The sequence below is a fragment of the Streptomyces sp. NPDC026301 genome, assembly GCF_055567935.1.
Genome location: NZ_JBVHPN010000010.1, coordinates 265,041 through 288,894 on the forward strand (window position 1 = coordinate 265,041; position 23,854 = coordinate 288,894).

Annotated in this window: 20 protein-coding genes; 9 read left to right on the forward strand and 11 right to left on the reverse strand. The window is 71.0% G+C overall.

Annotation, left to right across the window (positions count from 1 at the left end; genetic code table 11):
* The 4 genes from xdhC (at window position 1) to ACZ4MH_RS19900 (ending at window position 5,695) form a co-directional block, all read left to right on the forward strand.
* Entirely contained in the window at window positions 1-825 is an 825-nt protein-coding gene (gene xdhC, locus ACZ4MH_RS19885) for a xanthine dehydrogenase accessory protein XdhC (RefSeq protein ID WP_351596082.1), read from the forward strand.
* 266 nt (window positions 826-1,091) lie between these two features.
* On the forward strand, window positions 1,092-1,595 hold the full coding sequence (locus tag ACZ4MH_RS19890; RefSeq protein ID WP_351596024.1) for a nucleoside deaminase: 504 nt from the start codon (window positions 1,092-1,094) through the stop codon (window positions 1,593-1,595).
* Between the two features lie 303 nt (window positions 1,596-1,898).
* The gene (locus tag ACZ4MH_RS19895; RefSeq protein ID WP_351596027.1) at window positions 1,899-4,070 is read left to right on the forward strand and encodes a hypothetical protein; all 2,172 of its coding nucleotides are present in this window, start codon (window positions 1,899-1,901) and stop codon (window positions 4,068-4,070) included.
* 5 nt (window positions 4,071-4,075) lie between these two features.
* On the forward strand, window positions 4,076-5,695 hold the full coding sequence (locus ACZ4MH_RS19900; RefSeq protein WP_351596030.1) for an ABC transporter substrate-binding protein: 1,620 nt from the start codon (window positions 4,076-4,078) through the stop codon (window positions 5,693-5,695).
* 80 nt (window positions 5,696-5,775) lie between these two features.
* On the opposite strand, the gene ACZ4MH_RS19905 is transcribed toward ACZ4MH_RS19900, so the two are convergent.
* Window positions 5,776-6,357 (reverse strand): CGNR zinc finger domain-containing protein, encoded by a 582-nt coding sequence (locus ACZ4MH_RS19905; protein ID WP_467754599.1) that lies wholly within the window; start codon window positions 6,355-6,357, stop codon window positions 5,776-5,778.
* Between the two features lie 103 nt (window positions 6,358-6,460).
* Between ACZ4MH_RS19905 and ACZ4MH_RS19910 the strand changes: the two genes are divergently transcribed.
* A complete protein-coding gene (locus ACZ4MH_RS19910; RefSeq protein WP_351596036.1) occupies window positions 6,461-7,255 on the forward strand; it encodes an MBL fold metallo-hydrolase in 795 nt (264 codons plus the stop codon).
* A gap of 58 nt (window positions 7,256-7,313) precedes the next feature.
* Here ACZ4MH_RS19910 and ACZ4MH_RS19915 read toward each other — a convergent pair whose 3' ends face one another.
* From ACZ4MH_RS19915 to hydA, 3 genes are all read right to left on the reverse strand, one after another.
* A complete protein-coding gene (locus ACZ4MH_RS19915) occupies window positions 7,314-8,840 on the reverse strand; it encodes an NCS1 family nucleobase:cation symporter-1 (protein ID WP_351596038.1) in 1,527 nt (508 codons plus the stop codon).
* Window positions 8,837-9,841, reverse strand: a complete 1,005-nt coding sequence (locus tag ACZ4MH_RS19920) for a TIGR03842 family LLM class F420-dependent oxidoreductase (protein ID WP_351596041.1) — start codon at window positions 9,839-9,841, stop codon at window positions 8,837-8,839. Before ACZ4MH_RS19920 ends, ACZ4MH_RS19915 begins: the two co-directional genes overlap by 4 nt.
* 66 nt (window positions 9,842-9,907) lie before the next feature.
* The gene (gene hydA / locus ACZ4MH_RS19925; protein WP_351596044.1) at window positions 9,908-11,314 is read right to left on the reverse strand and encodes a dihydropyrimidinase; all 1,407 of its coding nucleotides are present in this window, start codon (window positions 11,312-11,314) and stop codon (window positions 9,908-9,910) included.
* A gap of 379 nt (window positions 11,315-11,693) precedes the next feature.
* Here hydA and ACZ4MH_RS19930 point away from each other — a divergent pair, with 379 nt between their 5' ends.
* Window positions 11,694-11,891, forward strand: a complete 198-nt coding sequence (locus tag ACZ4MH_RS19930; RefSeq protein ID WP_351596047.1) for a hypothetical protein — start codon at window positions 11,694-11,696, stop codon at window positions 11,889-11,891.
* Window positions 11,892-11,970: 79 nt separating this feature from the next.
* Here ACZ4MH_RS19930 and ACZ4MH_RS19935 read toward each other — a convergent pair whose 3' ends face one another.
* The 5 genes from ACZ4MH_RS19935 to lpdA all read right to left on the reverse strand — a co-directional run bounded on the left by ACZ4MH_RS19935 (window position 11,971) and on the right by lpdA (window position 19,121).
* Window positions 11,971-14,247, reverse strand: a complete 2,277-nt coding sequence (locus ACZ4MH_RS19935; RefSeq protein ID WP_351596050.1) for a terpene synthase family protein — start codon at window positions 14,245-14,247, stop codon at window positions 11,971-11,973.
* Window positions 14,248-14,435: 188 nt separating this feature from the next.
* The gene (locus ACZ4MH_RS19940) at window positions 14,436-16,046 is read right to left on the reverse strand and encodes a M4 family metallopeptidase (RefSeq protein WP_351596052.1); all 1,611 of its coding nucleotides are present in this window, start codon (window positions 16,044-16,046) and stop codon (window positions 14,436-14,438) included.
* A gap of 322 nt (window positions 16,047-16,368) precedes the next feature.
* Window positions 16,369-17,232 carry an endonuclease I family protein gene (locus ACZ4MH_RS19945; protein ID WP_467754600.1) on the reverse strand — a complete coding sequence of 288 codons (864 nt, stop codon included), beginning with the start codon at window positions 17,230-17,232 and terminating at the stop codon, window positions 16,369-16,371.
* 193 nt (window positions 17,233-17,425) lie between these two features.
* Complete coding sequence (locus ACZ4MH_RS19950; RefSeq protein ID WP_351596055.1) at window positions 17,426-17,620, reverse strand: hypothetical protein; 195 nt, start codon at window positions 17,618-17,620, stop codon at window positions 17,426-17,428.
* A 97-nt stretch (window positions 17,621-17,717) separates the two neighbouring features.
* Entirely contained in the window at window positions 17,718-19,121 is a 1,404-nt protein-coding gene (gene lpdA, locus ACZ4MH_RS19955) for a dihydrolipoyl dehydrogenase (RefSeq protein ID WP_351596058.1), read from the reverse strand.
* Between the two features lie 630 nt (window positions 19,122-19,751).
* Here lpdA and ACZ4MH_RS19960 point away from each other — a divergent pair.
* Window positions 19,752-20,159 carry an ATP-binding protein gene (locus ACZ4MH_RS19960; RefSeq protein WP_351596061.1) on the forward strand — a complete coding sequence of 136 codons (408 nt, stop codon included), beginning with the start codon at window positions 19,752-19,754 and terminating at the stop codon, window positions 20,157-20,159.
* A gap of 113 nt (window positions 20,160-20,272) precedes the next feature.
* Here the strand turns inward: ACZ4MH_RS19960 and ku are convergent, their stop codons facing one another.
* Complete coding sequence (ku, locus tag ACZ4MH_RS19965) at window positions 20,273-21,424, reverse strand: non-homologous end joining protein Ku (RefSeq protein WP_351596064.1); 1,152 nt, start codon at window positions 21,422-21,424, stop codon at window positions 20,273-20,275.
* A gap of 63 nt (window positions 21,425-21,487) precedes the next feature.
* Between ku and ligD (ACZ4MH_RS19970) the strand changes: the two genes are divergently transcribed.
* Together ligD (ACZ4MH_RS19970) and ACZ4MH_RS19975 are read left to right on the forward strand one after the other, a co-directional pair.
* Window positions 21,488-22,381, forward strand: coding sequence for a non-homologous end-joining DNA ligase (gene ligD / locus ACZ4MH_RS19970; protein ID WP_351596067.1), 894 nt, complete (start codon window positions 21,488-21,490; stop codon window positions 22,379-22,381).
* Window positions 22,382-22,536: 155 nt separating this feature from the next.
* Window positions 22,537-22,818, forward strand: coding sequence for a hypothetical protein (locus ACZ4MH_RS19975; RefSeq protein ID WP_467754601.1), 282 nt, complete (start codon window positions 22,537-22,539; stop codon window positions 22,816-22,818).
* Window positions 22,819-22,833: 15 nt separating this feature from the next.
* On the opposite strand, the gene ligD (ACZ4MH_RS19980) is transcribed toward ACZ4MH_RS19975, so the two are convergent.
* Window positions 22,834-23,793, reverse strand: coding sequence for a non-homologous end-joining DNA ligase (gene ligD, locus ACZ4MH_RS19980; RefSeq protein WP_351596073.1), 960 nt, complete (start codon window positions 23,791-23,793; stop codon window positions 22,834-22,836).
* Window positions 23,794-23,854 lie beyond the last annotated feature (61 nt).

The window sequence follows — 23,854 nt, forward strand, 5'->3', positions numbered from 1 at the left end:
ATGACCTGGGTGGCCGCGGTCGCGCGGTTGCGGGCCCGCCGGGAGACCGGCGTGCTCGTGACCGTCGCGACCGTGCGCGGTCACGCGCCCCGCAAGGCCGGTGCGAAGCTCGTCGTGGGCCGGACCGAGACGTGGGGTTCGATCGGCGGCGGCAACATCGAGGCCGTCGCGGTCGACCGGGCCCGCGAGCTGATCGGTTCGGCCGGTCCGGAGCCGGAGCTGATGGACTTCGCCCTCAACGACAAGGTCACCGGCAAGCACGGCGTGCAGTGCTGCGGCGGAGCCGTCAGCGTGCTGCTCGAACCGCTGCCGGTGGTCCCGGCGGTGGCGATCTTCGGCGTCGGGCACGTCGGCTACGAACTGGCCCGCATCCTGGCCCGCCACGACGTCGATCTGCACCTGGTCGACAGCCGCCCCGACATGCTCACGGACGAGCGGCTCGCCGTGCTGCGTACGGACGCGGTGGCACAGGTCCACGTGCACCACACACCGCTGCTCCCGGAAGAGGTGCTCGCGGAGCTGGCGCCCGGCACCCACATCCTGATCATGACGCATGACCACGCCGAGGACGCCGCACTGTGCGACGCGGCCCTGCGCACCACCGGTCTCGGCTCGATCGGGCTGATCGGCTCGGCCGCCAAATGGGCCCGCTTCCGCAAGCGCCTGTCCACCGAGGGCGGCCACGACGACGCCACCATCGACCGGATCAAGACCCCGATCGGCCTCCCCGAGATCAGCGGCAAGGAACCGGCCACGATCGCGGTGAGCGTCGCGGCGGACCTGCTCCGGACCTTCGCCCAGGACCGGCCCCTGACCGGCTCCTGACCGGCCCGGGACCGGCCCCTGACCGGCCCGGGACCGGCTCATGTAGGAATCTACGAAGATCGCGTTTCGGTCGGCCCATGCTTTCATGCCTTCCATCCCTGGCTGGTTCCAGCCCCTGCCTGTGTACTTGGCGTCAAGTCGCGAAGCCCCAGGGCGCCTTGCGATGAGCAGGAGGGGGGCGCGCCGTGCTGTCCCACCTGCGCCTTTTCCCCGCACGCAGGGCGGCACCCCACACCCACCCTCTCTCTTCGCGAAGGAGCACCACCATGACCGCTCAGGCCCAGGAAACCAACGCCCAGGACGTCGAGCAGGCCTGGATGCAGCAGGCAATCCTGCTGGCAACCACCAGCGTGGCCAACGGCGGCGGCCCGTTCGGCGCCCTGGTCGCCAAGAACGGCGAGGTCGTCGCCACCGGCAACAACCAGGTCACCTCGACCCTGGACCCCGTGGCGCACGCCGAGGTCACCGCGCTGCGCAACGCCTGCAAGGAGCTGAACACCTTCTCCCTCGAAGGCTGCACCCTGGTCACCTCGTGCGAGCCGTGCCCGATGTGTCTGTCCTCCTCGCTGTGGGCGCGCGTCGACCGGATCATCTACTCCGCCGACCGGCACGACGCCGCGGTGGCCGGCTTCGACGACCGCAAGTTCTACGACCTGTTCGAGAAGAAGCCCTCGTCGATGTGGCCCATGGCGGTCCAGCACCTGGACCTGCCCAACCGCACGGAGCCGTTCGACGCGTGGCTGGCCAAGACCGACCGCATCGCGTACTGACGCGGAATCCACGGGGGGCAGCCCGCCGGCGGCGCGAAACCACTTCGCACCGCCGGCGGGCTGATCTCGGCTCGGCCCCATGGCCTGGCGCGTCGTCACCCCCAACTCCGCGGTAAAGCAACCCACTCCGCTCCCTTCCCCATGGGCCTCATTACCCCGAAGAATGGGTGCGCGTTCCACTAGCCTCTTTCCGGCACACCGGTCACCGGTCACAGACCAACCGGCCAACCAGTCACCCGGCCAGCCGGCGAACCGGTCATCACCCGTTCCCGGGCGGGAGAGCGCTCCATGGGGGAGGAGTTCGTGCGTGACGATTTGGGGTTCGAGAAGCTGCTCAGCGAGGAGGGCTTCTTTGCGCGGCTGTTCGGGCGGTCGCCGTCGGGCAGCGGGCGGGAGCCACTGTACGGTCCCGACCTGCCGGTAGTACTCCTCACCGGCGGCCCCGGCATGGGCAAGGGGCGGCTGTTGCGCGCGGTGCGGGACCGGTTCGCCACCAAGGTGCCGGTGATCTATCTGGACAGCGGCTCGCCGGTGTACGCGGACCGGGCGGAGCCGGAGCCGGGCGCCCGCTCGGATGCGACCGAGGCGCTGGCCGAGGTCGCCCGGCGGCTGAGCACCTGGCAGGGTACGGGCGGCTCGTTCGCGTTCCCCCGGCTCTTCGCGGGCCTCGCGGTGATCGCGACGGGTGCCGCCGAGGGCACCCCTGAGGCGGTCGCGACGGAGGTCGAACGGTACGAGGAGCTGCCCCAGAAGGGGCGTCTCCGCGGCCTGGGTGGCGGCGACTTCTGGAAGGGCGTGATCCGCGGGACCGTCCGGAATCTGCTGACGACCCTGTCCGGGGAAGAGCTCGATCCGTACTCCGCCGCCGTGAGCAACGCGCTGCTGGACGCCCTCTTCGAGCGCCTGGCGCCCCGCGGCAGGGTGGAACTGGAACGCATCTACGGCGCGTATCCGGGCGCGGCGGGTCAGCCCAAGCACGGGCTGAGCAATCTCGCCGCCGACTTCAAGGCCGGCGGCGAGGCACGCGAGCTGGCCGAAGGCTTCCTCTTCCGGGCGCTGCGCGAGGATCTCGAGGCGGCGTACGCCTCGGCGTTCGGCTGGCTGAGCAGGGTCGGCCGCCCCGGGCTGCTGTTGGACCACGCCGTATCGCCGCTGGGAGAGCGGCTGTTGTGCGCCGTGCTCACCGACCGCCGGGGCGGGCAGCGCGACCGCGTGGTGATCGTGGGCACGGCGCTCCGGGCGGACGGCGGCGCCTTCCTGCACGGCGGCCTGCCGCCGGAGGAGGTGGTGCCGCCGGCGGAGTTCCGGCTCGCCAACGGCGGTCCGCCCGCGTGGTCCCGGCGCACGGACGGCGGGCCGGACCGGGCGCCGCTGGCCGACGGAGTACTGCTGTTGCGGATGCCGTTCCTCACCGGGGACCAGCTGCGCCAGGAGACCGAGCGCCGGCAGACGCGCGCGGAGCCGGAGGGCGGCGCGAACCGCCGCCGCATCGACGCCGCCGTGGCACGGCTGAGCGGCGGACGGCCGCACACGGTGATCCGGCTCGCCGCCGCTGCCGCGGCCTTCCGGATGCCCGTGGACGCCAACGACCGGGACCTCCTGGCCGCCCCGCTGCTGCTCCCCGGCGACGGCACCACCGAGCGGCCGGTGACGGAAGTACTGCTCCAGGAGCTGATCCTGGACCAGCTGCCGGTGGGGCTGCCGAGCGAGCACCGCGACCAGTGGCTGGACCTGCTCACGCATCTGTCGGTGGCACATGACGAGGAGTGCGCGGATGTCCTGCTCCGGCACCATCAGTCGGGCCGCGTACACCACTTGACGGTGCATCATGTGTCGCAGCTGCTCACCGACACCGGGTGGCCCAGCTGCGAACGGCACTTCATCGGGGACTTCGGGCTGCGCCAGCTGCTCGTACACCGGCTGTACGGGCTGCGCCCCGGCGCCGCCGCCTGGTACGCCGATCATCACCTGCTGCGGGACCACTACGCGCTCCGCGCGGCGGTGGGTGAGGAGGCGCCGGGCGGCGGGGCGTTCCGCTCGGTCACGGCGCACCGGATGAACCACCACCTGGTCTCCGGCGGTGCGGACGACGTGGCCCGCCATCTGGCGGCCACGCTGCCCGGGCGCCCCCAGGAGTGGTGCGCGGAGCTGCTGGAGATCGCGCAGGCGCCGTATCCGGGCGGTGCGGATGCCCGGCGGGAGCGCGCGCAGGGCCTGGTGGCGGTGGACGGTCCGGCGCTGCGCCGCACCGTCGACCAGCTGCTGCACGCGGTGTGGCTGTGCGAGGAACGGACCAGACCGACCGGAAAGGAGACGGCCCGCACACTCGCCAAGCTGCTGGAGCTGCTCTCGATCATGGAGTTCGACGGCGCGGGACAGCTCAGCAAGACGGCGACCCACTGGAGCGGCCTGGCGGCGAACGAGCAGCCGTTGCTGCGCTGCACCTGCACAGAGCAGCTGGGGCGAAGGAGATAACGGGGATGCCCATATGGAAGAAGTTCCTCTACGCGCTGCTGGCCGTGGGGGCGTTGGCCGGCTGCGGGTGGCTCGCTGTGGTCATCACCCACAAGCTGGACACCTGTGCCGACGGCATCGAGCGGGTCGGTGACGAGTGCATCGGCGTCAACGGCGAGGGTTACGACTTCGGCACGGCGGAGATCGCCGACGTGTCCCGCGCCATCGCCCGCCAGAACAAGAAGATCGACGGCCAGCCGCACGTCACGGTGGCGGTGATGCTGCCGCTCCAGTCGGACAGGGCGGCGCTGCGCCGGCAGATGCGCAGCGACCTCCAGGGCGCGTATCTGGGGCAGCGGCAGGCCAACGAGGGCGAGGGAGAGCCGCCGAAGATCCGGCTGATGCTGGCCAACCCCGGGCGGGACTACAAGCAGCAGGAGCAGGTGGTGGACACCCTGCTGCAAATGGCCGACTCGCCCGAGGACCGGCTGCGCGCCGTCACGGGCTTCAACCTCAGCCTCGGTGACACGGAGAAAGCCGTCAAGCGGCTGACGGAGCGCAAGATCCCGGTACTCGCCTCGCGGATCAGCGGGGACCGGATCGCGAACGAGGACCGGACGGACGGGACGGCGAAGCTGCGCTTCCCGGGCCTCGCCCGGATCCTCCCCACCAACCACGACGCGGCCCAGGCGCTGGCCAACTTCAACGGCGAACGGGGTCGGCAGAACCGCAGGACCGTGCTGGTCTACGACCAGCGCAGCGACGGATACAACGAGTCGCTGGCGAAGGCGTTCAGCGGGATCAAGGAGAAGGGCCCGGCCGGCCCCGCCGCGATGCCCTTCGAGTCCCCGGCCATCGACGAGGCGGGCTCGACCGGTAACCAATTCGCCCAGACGGCCAACAACATCTGCGACTCCGGCGCCGACACGGTGTACTTCGCGGGCCGCACGCTGCATCTGCGCATCTTCGCGCTCAAGCTCGCCCAGGTGGACTGCAAGAACCGGCACTACACCATCGTCAGCGGCTCCGACGCGGCCTCGCTGCGGCAGGACATGACGGAGAAGAACTGGGAACAACTGCGCGGCACGGACGGCAGGCCGAAGGTGACGGTGCAGTACGCAGCCCCCGCGCATCCGGACGCCTGGCGTACCGAACTGGCCGACTGGAACCGGAAGTGGGACGCGGGCCACGACCGCAAGCCCACCGCGGCGGAGCTCCCCCAGTACCTCACCGAGCCCATGGCGGCCCTGACCACCCTGAAGAAGCGGATCGAGAGCACGCGCAGCGAGGGCGTACGGCTCGGCTCCGACCCGAACCTGCAGGACTCCCGGACGATGCTGGTGTACGACGGCCTCATGACCATCGGCAAGGCGCTGCACCAGGCGCAGAAGGGCGGCGCCGAGGCCGTGCCCAGCCGTGAGGACGTCGGCAGGCAGTGGTCCCTGCTCCAGTCCCGCCACCGGGTCCAGGGCACGAGCGGCCTGATCTGCCTGACCAGCGGGGGCAACGCGTACGACAAGCCGGCCGCGGTCGTCGAGCTGGACCCGGGCCGAAGCGGCCTCGGCAAGCTGAAGTTCGTCGGCCTGGGCTGGCCCACCGGCCACGAACAACCGAAGAACTGCGTGATCCCGAGCAGCACTCCCTAGTTCCCGCGCCTTCACGGCCCCGGAGTCCTGGCTCGGACACCAGGTGCTGTCGTGTCCCACCGGCCGGCGATGTGGCGTCGTCACTCCATCGCGGTGCGGCGGGCGTAGGCGCGGGCGGCGCGGGCGCGGTCGCCGCAGCGGGTCGAGCACCACTGGCGGCGCCCGTGCTTGAGCAGGAAGCGGTTGCAGGGCGGGGAGGCGCAGGCGGTCAGGCGGGCGGCGTCGGGGGACGTGAGCAGGTCGGCGGCGTCGGCGGCGATGACCGCCAGGGCGTGCTCGACGATCGCGGTGGTGGGGTGGGGCGCGGCGCGGTAGGGGCCGGTCTTCTCGTCCCACAGCAGGAGGGATGCGGTGGGTACGCGGGTCATCGCGTCGTTGATCGCCGTGACGGCGGCGGGCAGGGCGGGCTGCCCGGCGACACGGGAGGCCAGGAGCGACCTGACCTGTTCGCGCAGTGAGCGCAGCTGCGTCGCGCAGACCTCCGCCAGGCCGGCGCCGGCCGGGGCGAGGTCGCGTTGCTCCAGCCACTGCTCGGCCTGCGCCGGAGTGCCCAGGAGGTCGGCGGTGTGCCCGCCGGGCAGTGCGACGGCGCTGTTGACCAGGGCCAGGGCGGGGTGCTCCGCCTCGCCCGGCGCCGACGGCAAGGCTGCTTCTTCCCTCATGAACTCTTCCACGCTTCTCATGGTACGGGTTGCACTCATCCGTGAGTCACGCCTACAGTCCACTCACGGTTAACACGCAACCTATCCGTGAGGAACTTCTTTCGTGTCTTCCCCGATCCTGCAGACCGCCGCCTTCCCCGTCCGCGTCTTCGGCGGCCCGACTGCCCTCTTCGAGTACGGCGGCCTGCGCTTTCTCACCGACCCGACCTTCGACGGCCCCGGCGACCACCCGGCACCGGCCGTCATGCTGACCAAGACCGCGGCGGCTGACGGCAGCCCGGCCGATCTCGGCCGCGTCGACGTGGTGCTGCTCTCGCACGACGAGCACGCCGACAACCTCGACACCTCCGGCCGCGCCCTGCTCGCCGACGTCCCGCTGACACTCACCACCCCGGGCGGCGGGGAGCGTCTCGGAGAGGCGGCCGCCGGCCTCGCCGACTGGCAGTCGATCGAGCTCGAGCGCCGGGACGGCGGGCCCGGCACGGTCACGGTGACCGGCGTGCCCGCCATCCACGGCCCCGGCAAGCGCGAGGAGGTCGAGCCGATCTGCGGCGAGGTCGTCGGGTTCGTCCTGACCGGCGAGGGCCTGCCCACCGTCTACGTCAGCGGCGACAACGCCTCTCTCGACGCGGTCAAGGAGATCGCCGGGCGCTTCGCCCCGGTGGACACGGCCCTGCTCTTCGCCGGAGCGCCCCGCTTCTCCGAGGTCTTCGACGGCGGGCTGATCGTCCTGGACAGCGCCCAGGCCGCAGAGGCCGCGAAGATCCTCGACGCCGGCCGCGTGGTCCCCGTCCACTACGACAGCTGGGCCCACTTCACCGAGGGCCGCGACGAGCTCATCGCCGCCTTTGCCGCCGCCGGCCTCGCCGACCGCGTCGACTTCGGCGTCCGCGGCTGACCCCACGCACGTCGGGCCCGTGCGCCGGCCAGTCTCTCCAGTGCCTCCAGGCCGGCAGTCACCCCTCCCGACGCCGAGCCATCAGCGCCGTGTACAGCACCAGCGACGCGCAGAGTCCCACCGCCCAGCCGTAGTCCGCGAGAGGGCGGAGGAAGGGGAGCAGGCCGTCGGCGGGGAAGGGGCCCTTTCCCGGAGCGGAGTACGAGCCGCCGACTGCCAGCAGTCCGCCGACGGCGAAGGCGAGGACGGCGCGCCAGTTCCAGCCGCCTCGGTACCAGTAACGGCCGCCCGGACGGTACAGGTCGGCGAGGTCGAGAACGGTCCGGCGGATGATCCAGTAATCCGCGATGAGGACGCCGGCGACGGTGCCGAGGAGGCCGCCGACCACTCCGAGCCAGGTGAAGATGTACAGCTCGGGCGTGGCGGTGAGCTTCCACGGGAGGACCAGGACGCCGATCACGCCGGTGATCAGCGCGCCGCTGCGGAAGGTGAGGAAGCGCGGGGCGAGGTTGGCCAGGTCGTACGCCGGGGAGACCACGTTGGCCGCGATGTTGACGCTGATCGTCGCGATGAGGACCGTGACGAGGGCGAAGAGCAGGCCGAAGACGTTGTCGGCCTTGCCGGCGAGGGCGACCGGGTCCCAGATCGGCGCGCCGTACACGGCCTGCGAGCCGGAGGTCACCAGCACGGAGAGCAGCGCGAAGGCCGTCATGGTGGTGGGCAGTCCGAGCGTCTGCCCCCAGACCTGGGCCCGCTGTCCGGCCCCGAAGCGCGTGAAATCGGGGATGTTGAGGGACAGCGTCGCCCAGAAGCCGATCATCCCCATCAGGGACGGGAAGAAGACCCGCCAGAAGTCCGGGCCCCAGCCCAGCGTGCCCGGCTGGTCCAGGAGGGGGCCGAGGCCGCCTGCCTTTGCGGCGATCCAGGCGAGGAGGGCCACCGCGCCGATGAGGACGAAGGGAGCCGCCCAGTTCTCGAAGCGGCGCAGGGTCTCCATGCCGCGCGCGATGATGGCGAGTTCGAGCGCCCAGAAGACGGCGAAGCAGAGCCAGAGGGTCCAGGGGTACCCGGCGACGGGCGTCGCCGCGGCCCAGCCGCCGCCGAAGATCTTGCCGAGCAGGATGTAGATGCCCTGGCCGCCGATCCAGGTCTGGATGCCGAACCAGCAGCAGGCGACGGCGGCCCGTACGAGGGCGGGGAGGTTCGCACCGCGCAGCCCGAAGGACGCGCGGGCGAGGACCGGGAAGGGGATGCCGTACTTGGGTCCCGCATGACCGGTGAGCAGCATCGGCAGCAGGACGATGACGTTGGCGAGGGCGATGGTGAACACGGCCTGTCTCCAGTCCATGCCCAGCGCGACCAGGCCGGAGGCCAGCGTCCAGGAGGGGATGTTGTGGGCCATGCCGACCCAGAGGGCGGCGAAGTTGTACGTGGTCCAGTGCCGGTCGGCGGCCGGTACGGGGCGCAGATCGGCGTTGGCGAAGCGGCCGTCGGCGGGTATCGCGTCCGGCGGCAGCTCGATGCGGCCGTCCGGGTCCGGGTGGCCGTCGTCCCGGCTGTCCGCCGACGCCGTGGGCGTGTTCACTCCGCCGCCAGCACCGGGATGACGTGCTCGCCGTACGCGTCGATCGTGGCTTCCTTCGCGTCGTGCATCGCGTAGAGGGCGAATTGGTCGACGCCCAACGCGCGCAGGGCACGGAGCTTGTCGAGGTGCGCCTCGGGTGGGCCGAGGAGGCAGAAGCGGTCGACGATCTCGTCGGGGACGAAGGCGGTGTCGGGGTTGTCGGCGCGGCCGTGGTGCGCGTAGTCGTAGCCCTCGCGGGTCTTGATGTACGCGGTCAGCTCCTCGGGGACCATGCCGGAGTGCTCGCCGTACCGGCTCACCAGGTCCGCGACGTGGTTGCCGACCATGCCGCCGAACCACCGGCACTGCTCGCGGGCGTGTGCCAGGTCGCCGCCGACGTACGCGGGCGCCGCCACGCAGATCGTCAGCGCGTCCGGGTCGCGCCCGGCCTCGGTGGCCGCGTTCCGTACCGCCTTGATCATCCACTCGGCCAGGAAGGGGTCGGCGAGCTGGAGGATGAAGCCGTCGGCGAGCCGGCCGGCCATGGCCAGCGCCTTGGGACCGTACGCGGCCATCCAGACGGGCAGCTTCCCGTCGCGGACCCACGGCAGCCGCAGCGGCTTGCCGTCCACGACGGCCTCGCGGCCCTCGGCGAGGTCGCGGATGACGGGGATGGCCTCGCCGAGGCGGGCGAGGGTGTTCGGGCGGCGCCCTGCGACCCGCATCGCCGAGTCGCCGCGGCCGATGCCGCAGACCGTGCGGTTGCCGTACATCTCGTTCAGGGTGGCGAAGGTGGAGGCGGTGACCTCCCAGGTGCGGGTGCCGGGGTTGGTGACCATGGTGCCCACGGTCAGCCGCTCGGTGTGTTCGAGGATGCGGCCGTGGATGACGAAGGGCTCCTGCCAGAGCACGGCGGAGTCGAAGGTCCAGCCGTAGCGGAAGCCCTGCCGTTCGGCGCGGCGCATGAGCCCGACCACGGCCGAGCCGGGCGGGTCGGTCTGCAGGACGACTCCAAAGTCCATCGCTTCAACTCCCTGGTGTAGAGCCGGTGATGACTGACGTCCCGGGTGCGGGCCTTGCGGCCCGGCTCAGGAGAGGTACTGGGAGGTCGCCCGCGGCACGTACTGTCCGTGGCCCGCGCGGCCGGTGAACTCCCGGCGGTCGATGACCAGTTCGCCGCGGGAGAGGACAGTCTCCACCTGACCGGTCACCCGTCGCCCCTCGTACGCGGAGTAGTCCACGTTCATGTGGTGGGTTTCGGCCGACATGACCTGCTCGGCGTGCGGGTCGTAGATGACGATGTCGGCGTCGGCGCCGGGCGTGATCGTGCCCTTCTTCGGATACAGCCCGAACATCCGGGCGGGCGCGGCGCAGGCGATCTCGATCCAGCGGCGGCGGGTGAGGTGGCCGTCCAGTACGGCCTGGTGGAGCAGGTCCATGCGGTTCTCGACGCCGGGCATGCCGTTCGGGATTTTCGAGAAGTCGCCGCGGCCGAGCTCTTTCTGGCCGCGGAAACAGAAGGGGCAGTGGTCGGTGGAGACGACCTGGAGGTCATTGGTGCGCAGGCCGCGCCAGAGCGCCGCCTGGTGTTCGCGCGGCCGCAGCGGAGTACTGCAGACGTATTTCGCGCCCTCGAAATCGGGCTCGGCGAGATTGTCGGTGGAGAGGAAGAGGTACTGCGGGCAGGTCTCGCCGAATACGGGGAGTCCTTTGTCGCGGGCCTGCGTCAGTTCCGCGACGGCTTCCTCGGCGGATACGTGGACGACGTAGAGCGGCGCGCCGGCGACCCTGGCGAGCTGGATCGTACGGTGTGTGGCCTCGGCCTCCAGCAGCGCGCGCCGCACCTCGCCGTGGTAACGCGGATCGGTCCTGCCCTCGGCCAGCGCCTGTTCGACGAGGACGTCGATGGCGATGCCGTTCTCCGCGTGCATCATCACCAGTCCGCCGTTCCCGGCGGCCCGCTGCATGGCGCGCAGGATCTGTCCGTCGTCGCTGTAGAACACCCCCGGATAGGCCGTGAACAATTTGAAGGAGGTCACCCCCTCCGCCACCAGCAGGTCCATTTCCTTGAGGGTGTGCTCGTTCACGTCGGAGAGAATCATGTGGAACGCGTAGTCGACGGCGCATTGCGCGTCGGATTTCGCGTGCCACTGGTCGAGGCCGTCGCGCAGCGATTTCCCGCGGGACTGCACGGCGAAGTCGATGATGGTGGTCGTGCCGCCCCAGGCCGCCGCCCGGGTGCCGGTCTCGAAGGTGTCGCAGGAGGCGGTCCCGCCGAACGGGAAGTCCATGTGCGTGTGCGCGTCCACGCCGCCCGGGATGACGTACTTGCCGGTGGCGTCGATGACCCGGTCGGCCGATTCCGACCAGCCGAGCGCGTATTCCGGGCCGTTCGCGGCCAGCGCGACCACCCGGCCGCCCTCGACCAGCACATCGGCGTGGATCTCGTCGGCGGCGGTGATGACCAGCCCGCCACGGATGACCGTACGACTCACAGTCCTGTCCCCTTCCACCGCCGGCACTCCGGCACTGACCGGAGCGGCAGAAGCAGCCCACGCGCATCGTCGCCCGGGCACCGACCCACCCCTGCCGTCCCTGACACCGCGTCGCGGCCGGTCTACACCCGTAGAACCCGGCCGGATCCACAGACGGTAGAAGCATGACACCCGACCGGGCAATACCGCCGTCGTTGACCCACCGGAACGAGCGGGTTACTCCACCCGGGGATTGCCCGCTCGGGCTTCGACAATCCGTGACGGTCGGCGAGCGATGCGTACGTACGGTCACCGCGGCGGCCGCCGATCCGCCTTCGGTGTGCATACCGGCCCATCTGCGGCAAAGATGGAGGAACACCGTGAGGCGCGAGGAGGCGGCATGGACAAGCAATCGCGGCCCGAGCCCGAGGATCTCACCACTCCGGACCGCAGCCTGCACAGCGGTCCGTCGGCCGACGCCACCCCCGAGGACCTGGTGATGGCCACCGGGCGTGACCTGACGCCCAAGAATCTGGAATGGGCACGCCGCAAACTGGCCACCGAAGGGCAGGCGGCAATGGAGAAGATCCTGCCCTGAGAGCCGTGATGGCCCGCCGGCTGCGCGCCGGCGGGCCGTCCGCGCGTCAGCCGACAGGCCCGGACCGCGGGACCGAACCTCAGCCGACGGGCTCGGGCCGCGGGACCCGGAACGCCGAGGTGCCGATGCCGGTGGGGACCGGCGGGCGCCGGCCGCCGGCCGCGCCGGAGCCGCCGCCGGGCCGCTCCGCCGCGTGGTGCCGGACGAGGTCCGACTCCTTGTAGCGCCGGCAGTCGTAGTGCCACTTGAGGATGCCGGACATCCAGTCGCGCAGCTCCGCGATGTAGGTGTCGAGACCCTTCCTGGCGTCCTCCCCCAGGCCGAAGTCGTCGTAGAGGACCGGCAGTTCGTTCGCCACGATGTGCTCGAACTGGTCCAGTCTGCTGTTCATGAGGTCATCGACGATGCGCAGCCCCGTCGGGTAGTCGACGTCGAAGAAGTTCTGCACGACCAGGATCGCGTTGTGCACCTCGCCCTCGTACTCGATCTCCTTCTGGTACGAGAAGACGTCGTTGAGCAGGCAGGCGTAGTCGATGACGGCGTTCTCCAGGGCGCGCCACGGCCCGCTCTCGTAGATCTCGCCGGGGACGGAATTGCCGTGGCTGATCCGGGACAGGCTCATCGTCATGTCGGAGCCGAAGGTGTGGCGCCGCATCTCGATGTAGTCGACGGGGTCGGGGATGCGGTTCTGCACCATGTTGTCCAGCTCCCAGAGCCAGCTCCTGGTCATCACGCGCACCGCGTCGTGGAAGCGGCGGCGGTTCTCCGCGCTCATCGGGCCCGCCGTGCGCTGCCACAGGTCGGCCAGGCCGCGCTCCAGCGCGTGGGTGGCCGGCGGGGGCGGGGTGCAGTCCAGCGGCATGCAGGCGGCCAGCCGCTCGTCCATCGCCTTGGCCCCGGCCAGGTCGCCGCGGCGCCCGAACACCACGGGGTAGTAGTCGTCGCCGTACGTCCCCCAGGCGAGCCACGCGGAGCTGAGGTCGAGCTCCTCCAGGGTGGCGTCGGGGTCCAGGCCGGCCGAGCAGAGCGGCAGGTCGTAGTCGAGAAGCTTCTCCTCGGTCCACACCTGCGAGCCGGGGATGCCGGGCTGCTCCTCCAGGATGCCCATCCGGTGGGCCCACTCGACGAGGTGCTTCCGGGAGGTGTCCAGGTGCCGGCAGAGCCGGCCGGGCAGCGGCTGCTTGAAGTCCGGCAGCCGGGAGGGGCCGACCTTCTGGAACGGTACGTGTGTGAAGGTGCGGGCGCGGGCGGCCTCGGCGCGCGCCGTGGTCGGCGCCGCCGGCGTGACGTCCAGCGCGGCCAGGCCCAGGGCGCCCAGCGGCAGCGAGAAGAAGCGGCGCGGGGCCGCGGGGGCCGTGCCCTCCCCCGCGCCGTTCATGTACCGGCTGGAGACCATGTGCCATTCCTGGCCGCCGGACTGCCAGTCCTGCAGACCCTTGACGTACGCGAGGACTCTGGCCTGCTCGTCCGGCGCGAGCGCGTACTCCGCGAAGAGCGGCTCCAGTTCGGTGAGCGTGGTGTGCTCGAACTGCTGGAGGCGTGAGGTCAGCAGGTCGTTGACCGCCTCGGCGGCCTCCTGGGTCGAGCAGTCCAGGAACCGCTCGAGGACCAGGATGCCGTTGCTCAGCTCACCCTCGTCCTCGACCTCGCGCTGGTAGGAGAAGATGTCGTTGCGCAGGTGCACGGCGTCGGAGAAGGCGTCGCGCAGCACCCGCAGCGGCCGGGAGGCGGCGACGCGGTCCGGGACCTCGGCCCTGGCCGCGTACTCGATGAGTCCGGCGGACCAGGGCGCGCCGCCGACCTTGCGGCGCATCTCGATGTACTCCACCGGGTTCGCCACCCGGTGGGCGTTGATGTTCGACAGCTCCCAGAGGGATTCGTTGAGCAGGTTGACCGTGCTCTCCGAGAAGCGCTCGCGCCACTTCGGGGACATCGCGGGGACCGTGCGGGCCCACAGGTCGGCGAGGCCGGCCTCCACCGGGTTGGTCGGCTCGGGCATCCCCTCCGCGAGGTCCATCGGCATGAAGGCGGGCAGCCGGTCGAGATACGCCTTGCCGCCCTCGCGGTCACCGGAGCGCTTGAAGGTCTCCAGGAAGTGGTCGTCGAAGAAGAAGACCCAGACATACCAGTCGGTGACCAGGGCGAGGTCGTCGGCGGTGCAGTCGGGGTGGGTGTAGGCGCACAGCAGTGCGTAGTCGTGCGCGTCGAGGTCCCGTTGCTCCCAGATGCCGGACCCCTCGAGCATGTTCATCTCGCGCGCCCATTGCCTGCTGTGCGTGCGGGCCGCTTCGAGGTGTGGGTTCAGGCGTGCCGGATACGGCGTGTAGAAATCCGGCAGGTGGAAGGGTTGTGTCACGGGTCCCCGGCCTTTCTCGACGGTGCCGGGGGGCGGGCATGGCGGGCACCCTTGCGGATGCCCGCGCCCCCCGGCGTGCCTCGGGGGACTACCCAACCGGTGGACCGAAAAGCGGGATACCGGAGTAGTCACCCGGACGAGTGATCGAGAAGTGGCCGTACCGGGGTGTGCCGGCTCAGCGCACGGTGTCAGCGCACGTTGATCGCGGCCCAGGCGGCGTTCACGGCCTGGTACTCGGCGCTGGAGCCACCGTAGAGGTCACTCGCGGCCGAGAGCGTGGCGGTGCGGGCCGCCGCGTAGTTGGTCGTGGACGTCATGTACGTGGTGAGCGCCCGGTACCAGATCTTCTCGACCTTGGCGCGGCCGATCCCGCTGACCGCCTTGCCGTCGTAGGTCGGGCTGTTGTAGCTCACGCCGTTGATGGTCTTGGCGCCGCTGCCCTCGGAGAGCAGGTAGTACCAGTGGTTGGCCGGGCCCGAGGAGTAGTGGACGTCGATCCGGCCCAGGTCCTTGGACCAGGAGTCGCGCGAGGCGCCGTCCTTGCTGGGCTTGTCCATGTAGCGCAGCGGGCTGCCGTCACCGTTGATGTCGATCTTCTCGCCGATGAGGTAGTCGCCCGGGTCGCTGGCGTTCTGCGCGTACCACTCGACGGAGGTGCCGAACATGTCCGAGGTGGCCTCGTTGAGGCCGCCGGACTCGCCGCTGTAGCGCAGCCCCGCGGTGTTGGAGGTGACGCCGTGGCTCATTTCGTGCGCCGCCACGTCCAGCGACGTCAGCGGGTTGGCGTTGCCCGTGCCGTCCCCGTAGGTCATGCAGAAGCAGCTGTCGGACCAGAAGGCGTTGACGTACGCGTTGCCGTAGTGGACGCGCGAGTACGAGGCGACGCCGTCGTTCTTGATGCCGGAGCGGCCCAGCACGTTCTTGTAGAAGTCCCAGGTGGTGGCGGCGCCGTAGTGGGCGTCGACGGCGGCGGACTGGCGGCCGCCGCCCCAGACGTCGTCGGCGTCGTGGAAGAGGGTGCCGGTGCCGGAGGTGCCCTGGTTCAGGTCGTAGGTCCGGTGGCCGCCGCGGGCGCCGTCCTTGAGGTCGTAGCCGGAGCCGGTGGACGTGGTACCGAGGGAGACCGTGCCGTTGTAGTCACCGGTGCCGGTGCCGGTCTCGATGCGCTCGTCGGCGAAGAGCTGCTTGCCGGTGGCCGCGTCGGTGACGACGTGCAGTTCGCTGGGGGTGCCGTCCTTCTGGACGCCCTTGACGACGGTCTCGTAGGCGAGCACGGGCTTGCCGTCGGCGGCCCAGATCACCTTGCGCGGCGCCTGCTTCGCATCGGTCTTCGTGTTCTTCTCGGCCGCCGAGGTCTTCAGCGCGCTCTTCTCGGCGCTCGCCGCGGGCAGTTCGGCCGTGGTGGTCGGCACGGCTATTCGTGCCTTCACCGCCTTGGTGACCTTGCGGTCGCCGTTCTTCTTCTCGTGCACGACGAGGTCGCCGCCGAGGACCGGCAGGCCGTCGTAGGTCCGCTCGTAGCGGGTGTGCACCGTGCCGTCGGCATCCTTGATGACGTCCCGGGCGACCAGCTTCTCCTTGCCGCCGAGGCCGATGGCGCGGGCGGTGGCGGCGGCGCCGGACTGGGCGTCCTTGACGGCAGCGGCGCGCTGGCCGGCCGACAGGGCGACGGCACCGGTCTTCTCGGCGCTCTGGGCGCCGGCCGGGGCGCTCTGTACGCCGAGCACGACCGTGGCCGCCGAAGCGACCAGGGCAGCGGCACGGAGGGCGGACTTACGTCTGTGGGCAGAGCCTCTCACGCGGTCTCCTTGGTACGGGGCCGCGGGGTGGCGGCCCGTCGAGGGGGGTGGACGGCCATGGGTAGCGGCCGCCCGCTCATACGAGTCGTACGGAGTGGTGCGGGTGGTACGAGGCGGTACATGGTCCGCGCGCACACACGGAACCAGCCCCTCCTGTTGTGAACCAGCAGTTGGGACGGACAGAGCGTGCCACTTCCTGACCGTTTCCAACAGATCAGCAACGAGAATTTGACCGCCCGTTATTCGTACAGCGATCACATGCGCAAGCGGGGAGGCCGGATGGTGGCCGCGGCGGGCGGCCACCACCCCTGACCGCGTACGGTCACCAGATGTCGTTGACCCACTCCGGGTGGTCGATGAACGGGTTCCGGTTGTGCTGGTACTTGTCGAAGATGACCTCGTTGCGGTTCTTTTCGAAGTCGTCCGGCGGGTCCTGCTCGCTCCAGGTCTTGAGGACGCTGAGCCGGCCGATGGCGGGGGCCGAGCCGTTGTCGACCTTGTCGTTGGGCTCCAGGTCGGCGAAGCCGTCGTCCCCGTCGTAGCGGACGGCCATGTAGAGGATCATGCGGGCCACGTCGCCCTTGACCGCGTCGCGGGGCTCGAAGGAGTCGCCGTCGGTGTAGTTGCCGGGCGCCTCGCCGACCTCGCTGCCGCCGTTGTCGAAGTCCTTGTTGCCGCGGGTGCTGTTGACCGACACGTCGGCCGGGCGCAGGTGGTGGATGTCGGTGCCGGGCCCGGTGGCGGTGCCGAAGTCGCCGTGCGACTTGGCCCAGACGTGCTCGCGGTTCCACTGGTCGGGGTCGCCGCCGTTGTCGTCCTTGCTCTGCGAGCGGCCGGTGTAGAGCAGGATGACGTTCGCGGAGTTCTTCGGGTCCTGGTCGGTGACCTTCAGGGCGTCCCAGACCTGGCTGTAGCTGAGTTTGCTGACGCCGGAGCTGATGATCGTGTGCAGCGCGGACTTGAGCGCGGGACCGGTCTTGCCGAGCGCGTCCTTGTAGTACGTGTCGTCGTACGTGGTGGTGTCGTACGCGGTGGCGGTGATGCGGTGCGGAGGGGCGGGCTCGGGGGCCGCGGTGGCCGGTACCTGGACGGCCAGGGCGAGCAGCGCTGTACCTGTGAGTGCCGTGACGATTCTGCGCCGAGTGGCGGTACGGGATATGTCCACGAGTGGTGTCCTCTCCCCCATGCGCGTGGGCCGGCCCGCGCGGATACGTGGGGGAGCGCGGGCCGAGGCCGGCCGACGGTCTGTCGGCCGCAGGCATGCTGCCACTCCGGCATCACCACGGTGTGACCTTTGTGGTGTGAAGGAGTGTCAGGAGTGTGGAGATCTACGGGCGTAGAGCGCCACGCGTCGCTCAAGGGGCGGGCCTGCCGCCCTCTCAAGGGGAGATCTCCGCGAGTTGCGGGAACTGCTGCGATAGCAGCACGCACAGCAGCGAGACCAGTACCGCGGTCACGATCACCCCGAGGCAGCCGAACACGTCCCGCAGCGTGCTCGCGAGCGGGCCGAGGCGGACGCGGAGCGGATGATCGCGCAGCCGGTACGGGCGGCTCCCCCGGGACACACTGGACATGCCTCAGTGTCGCCGGACCCCGCCGCGCCGCCGCTCGTTTTCGGCTCGGCCACGGCGGGGCACGGAGTGCCGCGACCAGGGGGTATGGCCCGGCTTCTCACATATTGATCATGTGCCCCGCGAGCCCGTGCACGGCCTCCTTGACCGCCTCGCCGAGCGTCGGGTGTGCGTGGACGTTGCGGGCCACCTCGTGGACGGTCAGGTCCCACTGCTGAGCCAGCGTCAGTTCCGGTAGCAGTTCGGTGACTTCGGGGCCGATGAGGTGGGCGCCGAGGAGTTCGCCGTAGCGGGCGTCGCTGAGGATCTTCACGAAGCCGACGCTGTCGCCGAGGCCGTGCGCCTTGCCGTTCGCGGTGAACGGGAACTTGGCGACCTGGACGTCGAAGCCCTGCTCCCGGGCCTGCGCCTCGGTCCACCCGAAGCTGGCGATCTGCGGCTGGCAGTACGTCGCGCGCGGGATCATGACGTACTCCAGCTCCATGGTCTCCGCGTCCGCGATCGTCTCGGCGGCGACGATGCCCATGGACTCGGCGGCGTGCGCGAGCATCAGCTTCGCGGTGACGTCGCCGATGGCGAAGAGGTGCGGGACGTTCGTACGGCAGCGGCCGTCGACGTCGATGGCGCCGCGCTCGGTGAGCCGTACGCCGGTGTTCTCCAGGCCGTAGCCCTCGACGCGCGGCTGGAAGCCGATCGCCTGGAGGACCTTGTCGGCCTCCAGGGTCTGCCGCTGCCCGCCGGTGCTGACGTGCACCTTCACGCTGCCGCTACCGTCGTCGTCGATGGCCTCGACGCGGGTGGAGGTGAGGAGGTTGATGCCCAGGCGCTTGTACCGCTTGGCCAGTTCGGCGGAGACCTCGGCGTCCTCCAGCGGGACCAGCCGGTCCAGGAACTCCACGATGGTGACGTCCACGCCGTAGCTGCGCAGTACGTACGCGAACTCCACGCCGATCGCGCCGGCGCCCGCGATGATGATGCTGCGGGGCAGCTCGTCGCTGAGGATCTGCTCCTCGTAGGTCACCACCCGCTCGCTCAGGGAGGTGCCCGGCAGCAGCTTGGTGGTGGCGCCCGCGGCGATGATGCAGTGGTCGAACGTGACGGTCTCGGAGCCGCCGTCGGAGAGCGCGACCTGGAGGGTGTGCGGGTCGGCGAAGGTGCCGCGGCCCTCGTACTGCGTGATCTTGTTCTTCTTCATGAGGTAGTGCACGCCCTTGACGCGCCCGTCCGCGACCTTGCGGCTGCGGGTGTAGGCAGCGCCGTAGTCGAAGGTCACCTCGCCACTGGCCCGGATGCCGAAGGTCTTGGCCTCCTGCGTGAACAGCTGCGCCAGCTCGGCGTTGCGCAGCAGGGCCTTGGAGGGGATGCAGCCCACGTTCAGGCAGACCCCGCCCCAGTACTTCTCCTCGATGACGGCCACGCTGCGGCCGAGCTGGGCCGCGCGGATCGCGGCGACGTAGCCACCGGGGCCCGCGCCGAGGACGACAACGTCAAAGTGTGCACTCATACCGGCAGCGTAGGTCGGTACCGGTCGCGTGCGCAGGGCGTTGGCGGGACGCCGCGTAGGCCGTTGGCGGGGTGCCGCGTAGGCCGTTCGGCGCACCCGCGTCGGGAAAGGGGGAAGCCCCGGCCAGACGGGGGAAGCCGGCCGGGGCTGGTGTGAGGGGCGCGTCCGCGGATACCGCGGGGGCGCCGGAGAGCGAGGTCAGCGGCGGTGCGTCGCCGTCCCTCACTTCCTTTGAATAGTAAACCATCGTTCGCAGTACGGGCGAGCCGGGGGCCCGGTGGGTGGCACCGGGGGCCGGGCGGCGGGCCGCGTCGGGCCGCACGGAGCCGACACGCGGCGCCGCGGGTCCGCCATGATCGGCTTGATCCGTCCGCCGTGGGGCGTGCGCCGGTGACCCTCAGGGTGCCCGCTCCGGGAGCGGGTACGCCCTTGAGCGCCGGGCGCCCCCTGAGGTGCGGGTGTTCACTCCGTCACAGCGGGTCGGCAAACGGGTTCTCGATGGTTGGGGCGTGTTCGAGCGGGAATGACCGCTCCCGTCGGCAGGCCGTGCGTGATCGCACCGGCCACGGTGGAGGGGTCGACGCGCTGACCGTATGCCCTCCGCCACCGTTGAAGGAGGGAGTGAGACCCATGCACGCGAACAGGAACCGCGCCGCACGCGTCGAATACGCGTTGCCGCGGGAGGTCGCGTCGGCCCGCTGGGCCAGGAGGTTGACCAGCGGCTTCCTCGGCCATCCGGAGATGCCCGACGGGGTGTCGGGCCGGGTGGACGAAGCGGTACTCATCGTGTCCGAGCTGGTCACGAACGCGGTGCGGCACGGCAACAGCCGCTGCCGGCTGCGCCTCAGTGCCGCCGCGAGCGGCGTCACCATCGAGGTGCACGACGACAGCCCGCGCACCCCCACCGTCCAGCCGCTCACCGAAGAGGCGGTCGGCGGCCGGGGAATGGCCATCGTGGGACTGCTGTCCCGGCAGTTCGACGTCACCGCGGACCGCGGTGGTGGCAAGACCGTACGGGCGGTCCTCGCGGGCACGTGAACAGTCACGCGCACCGCATCGACCGACGCGCCGCACGGCGCACCAGCGGGGCCGGGACCCCGCCCCGCCTTCCGTACCGGTACGCCTCCGGGTCCGCCGTCCGGACCGGCCGCTCAGCCCGCCTTGCGGCGTGACGCGGTCTTCTTCGCCGGGCTCTTCTTCGCCGCCGCCTTCTTGGCCGAGCCGTCCTGACCGGTGGCCGCGCCCTTCTTCGACGCACCCGTCTTCGCGGCGGTCGTCTTCGCGGCAGTGGCCTTCGATGCGGTCGTCCTCGCGGCGGTCGACTTCTTCGCCGCGGTCTTCTTGCCCGTCGTCTTCGCGGCCGTACGCGCCGGGGCCTTGCGGGCCCTCCGTTCCGCGCCGCCGGTGCCCTCCGCGGCCTCCTCCGCCTCTTCGCCCTCTTCGGAGTCTCCGGAGTCTCCGGACTTACGGCGCAGCCGCGTGACGGAGGCGCCCGTGCCCTCCTCGGCTTCCGCGCCGCCGCCGCGCCCCTCCTGGGCCGCCCGGACGCTGTCCTCCAGGGCCGCCATCAGGTCGATGACCTTGCCGCCGCGCCGGGGGCCCTCCGAGGGCACGGCCGGCTCGCCGCCCTCCAGCTTCGCGGTGACCAGCTCCTCGACCGCGTCCCGGTAGTCGTCGTGCAGCTCGTCCTGGTCCAGCTCGCCGAGCGAGTCCATCAGGGTCTCGGCGAGGGTGAGTTCGTTGTCCCGGATCTGGACGTCCTCCTTGGGCGCGAGGCCGGCCGGGGAGCGGATCTGGTCGGGCCACAGCAGCGCGTGCATCACGATCGCGTCGTCGTGGACGCGCAGCATGGCCAGCGTCTCGCGGTTGCGCAGCGCGACCTTGCCGATGGCCACCTTCTGGTGGTGCACCAGCGCGTCCCGCAGCAGGACGTACGGCTTGGCGGCGGACGGGCCGTTCGCACCGAGGTAGTACGCCTTGTCCATCTGCAGCGGATCGATGCCGGCGGCGTCGACGAACGCGAGGATGGTCAGCGTCTTGGCGGTGGGCAGCGGCAGCTGGGCCAGGTCGGCGTCGGTGAGCGGGACGATCATGTCGGAGGCGGCCTGGTACCCCTTGCCGATCTCGTCCTGGGGCACCTCCTCGCCGTCCAGCTCGCACACCTTGCGGTAGCGGATGCGGCCGCCGTCCTTCTCATGGATCTGGACGAAGGAGACCGCCGAGGCGCTGTCCGTCGCGCTGTACATCTTCACCGGGATGCTGACCAGGCCGAAGGAGATCGACCCGTTCCAGATGGATCTCATGCGTGCGTCCCTTAGCGTTCGATCGTTCGTCCCTTATGTCACGATTCGTGGGACTCTCAGGGTATGCCGATCACCGAGATCGAGGGACGCCGGCTGACGGTCACCCGCCTGGACAAGGTGCTCTACCCGGCCACCGGGACCACGAAGGGCGAGGTGCTGCACTACTACGCGCTGACCGCGGGCGCGATGCTCGCCCACCTCTACGACCGCCCGGTCTCCTTCCTGCGGTACCCGGACGGCCCGGACGGCGAGACGTTCTTCACCAAGAACGTGCCCCCCGGTACGCCCGCCTGGGTGAAGACCGTCGATCTGACGCGCCGGAGCGGCAAGACCGGCCGCCAGGTGGTGCTGCAGGACACCGCGTCCCTGATGTGGGCGGCCAACCTCGTCGTGGAGCTGCACACCCCGCAGTGGCGCAAGGACGAGCCGGGCGTGGCCGACCGGATGGTGCTGGACCTGGACCCCGGCGCGCCGGCCACGATCGTCGACTGCTGCGCGGTCGCCGGGTGGCTGCGCGAGCGGCTGTCGGCCGACGGCCTGCACGTGTACGCCAAGACCTCCGGGTCCAAGGGGCTGCACCTGCTCGTGCCGGTCGAGCCGACGCCGTCGGAGGAGGTCACCGCGTACGCCAAGGACATCGCGGTGGAGGCGGAGCGGGCGCTGCCCGAGCAGGTGGTGCACCGGATGACCAAGGCTCTGCGGCCCGGCAAGGTCTTCATCGACTTCAGCCAGAACAGCGCGGCGAAGACCACGGCGGCCCCGTACACGGTGCGCGCCCGCGCCGAGCCGACCGTCTCCACACCGGTGACCTGGGACGAGATCGCCGGCTGCGCGGACCCGGCGGACCTGCACTTCCTCATCGACGACATCGCGGAGCGCCGCGAACGGTACGGCGACCTGCTCGGCCCGCTGATCAACCTCAACCGGGCGAAGCGGCTGCCGCGCATCAAGCGCTAGGGGGTCGACTCTCGCTCCGTGAGCGCGACTTGACGACTCCTTCTTGTGTCCGCCGCGGCTGCCGCGCAGAATGTGACGGACCATCAGTGTGGTGGCCGGAGTGAGCACGGGGGCTTGCCATGGCGACAGTGGACGTATCCAGGATCGATCGCCGCGTGCGGCGCGAGGTGGAGCGGAGGGGCCTCTTCCTCGTCCCGCTCGCTCCGGAACCCGGCATGCCGGACCACTTCCTCTTCGTCTGTACCGACCCGGACCCGAACGACTGCGGCTTCACCAGGGTGGGGCAGGTGTCCACGACGGGCGGCAACCACGTCGTGTACGCGATGGACGGCCGGCAACGCCGGCCGGCGGTGTCGCTCTCCCAGATCCGCGGCTACTTCCCCACCTGGGAGGACGGGATCATGACCGTCCTCGACGCGTTCGACCGGTGGCAGTGAAGCGCCTGCCGGCGGTCAGTCCAGCCGGGTGAGGTCGGGCCGGAGCCGGTGCCAGGTCGGGTGGCGCAGCCGGCCCGCCGCCGTCCAGCCGGAGTAGCCGACCTCGGCGACCAGCCGCGGCTCCAGCCAGCGCGCGCCCGGCACCTCGACCGGCCCGGCGAACGGCGAGGTGTCGCGCGCGAGGACCTCGAAGTACCGGGCCAGCTCCCGCCGTTCGCGGTCCGAGAGGCCGGAGCCGACCGAGCCCGCGTACCGCAGCCGCCCGCCCGCCTCCTCGATCCCCGCGAGTACCGAACCGGGCAGCCCGGCGATTCCACCGCGCCCCTCCCACCAGCCGCCGATGACGACATCGAGGGTGCGCACGTGTTTGGTCTTGCGCCAGTCGGCGGACCGGACGCCCGGGGTGTAGACGGAGCCGAGCCGCTTGGCGATCACGCCTTCCAGGCCGTTGCGCAGCGTCGTCTCCCACACCTCGGCCCCCTTCCCCACGACGTGCCCCGGGGTCGACCATTCCGGTGCCGCCAGCTCCAGGCCCGCCAGCGCCTCCCTGCGCTCCTCGTACGGGGCCTCCAGCAGCGGCCGCCCGTCCAGGTACAGCACGTCGAAGAGGACCAGGTGGACGGGGTGGTCGGTCAGCAGCCGGGCGGTGCGGCGCGCGTCCGCGACGTTCATACGGCGCTGGAGCCGCCCGAAGTCGGGGCGCCCCTCCGCGTCCAGCACGACGACCTCGCCGTCCAGGACGGCGGACCGGCCGCGCAGCGCGTCGCCGAGGGCCGTGAGCTCGGGGTAGGTCCGGGTGGCGTCGTTGCCCGCGCGGGTGACGAGCCGCACGGACCCGTCGCCCGGTACGTTCGCGAGGCAGCGCACCCCGTCCCACTTCACCTCGTACGCCCAGGCCGGGTCCGGGCCGTCGGCGGGCAGCGGGCCGGGCGTGGCGAGCATGGGCCGCAGGGCGGCCATCGGAGGTATGGCCATACCTCCGATGATCAGCGGTCGGGCCGGCCGGCGCGACCGCTGCTGACGCGAATGCCGGGCC

Excerpts from the sequence above, each read along its gene's own strand:
- xdhC (WP_351596082.1), top strand. The coding sequence starts at position 1 with ATGACCTGGGTGGCCGCGGTCGCGCGGTTGCGGGCCCGCCGGGAGACC.
- ACZ4MH_RS19890 (WP_351596024.1), top strand. The coding sequence starts at position 1,092 with ATGACCGCTCAGGCCCAGGAAACCAACGCCCAGGACGTCGAGCAGGCC.
- ACZ4MH_RS19900 (WP_351596030.1), top strand. The coding sequence starts at position 4,076 with ATGCCCATATGGAAGAAGTTCCTCTACGCGCTGCTGGCCGTGGGGGCG.
- ACZ4MH_RS19905 (WP_467754599.1), bottom strand. The coding sequence starts at position 6,357 with ATGAGGGAAGAAGCAGCCTTGCCGTCGGCGCCGGGCGAGGCGGAGCAC.
- ACZ4MH_RS19920 (WP_351596041.1), bottom strand. The coding sequence starts at position 9,841 with ATGGACTTTGGAGTCGTCCTGCAGACCGACCCGCCCGGCTCGGCCGTG.
- ACZ4MH_RS19930 (WP_351596047.1), top strand. The coding sequence starts at position 11,694 with ATGGACAAGCAATCGCGGCCCGAGCCCGAGGATCTCACCACTCCGGAC.
- ACZ4MH_RS19945 (WP_467754600.1), bottom strand. The coding sequence starts at position 17,232 with ATGGGGGAGAGGACACCACTCGTGGACATATCCCGTACCGCCACTCGG.
- ACZ4MH_RS19950 (WP_351596055.1), bottom strand. The coding sequence starts at position 17,620 with ATGTCCAGTGTGTCCCGGGGGAGCCGCCCGTACCGGCTGCGCGATCAT.
- lpdA (WP_351596058.1), bottom strand. The coding sequence starts at position 19,121 with ATGAGTGCACACTTTGACGTTGTCGTCCTCGGCGCGGGCCCCGGTGGC.
- ACZ4MH_RS19960 (WP_351596061.1), top strand. The coding sequence starts at position 19,752 with ATGCACGCGAACAGGAACCGCGCCGCACGCGTCGAATACGCGTTGCCG.
- ku (WP_351596064.1), bottom strand. The coding sequence starts at position 21,424 with ATGAGATCCATCTGGAACGGGTCGATCTCCTTCGGCCTGGTCAGCATC.
- ligD (WP_351596067.1), top strand. The coding sequence starts at position 21,488 with ATGCCGATCACCGAGATCGAGGGACGCCGGCTGACGGTCACCCGCCTG.
- ligD (WP_351596073.1), bottom strand. The coding sequence starts at position 23,793 with ATGGCCATACCTCCGATGGCCGCCCTGCGGCCCATGCTCGCCACGCCC.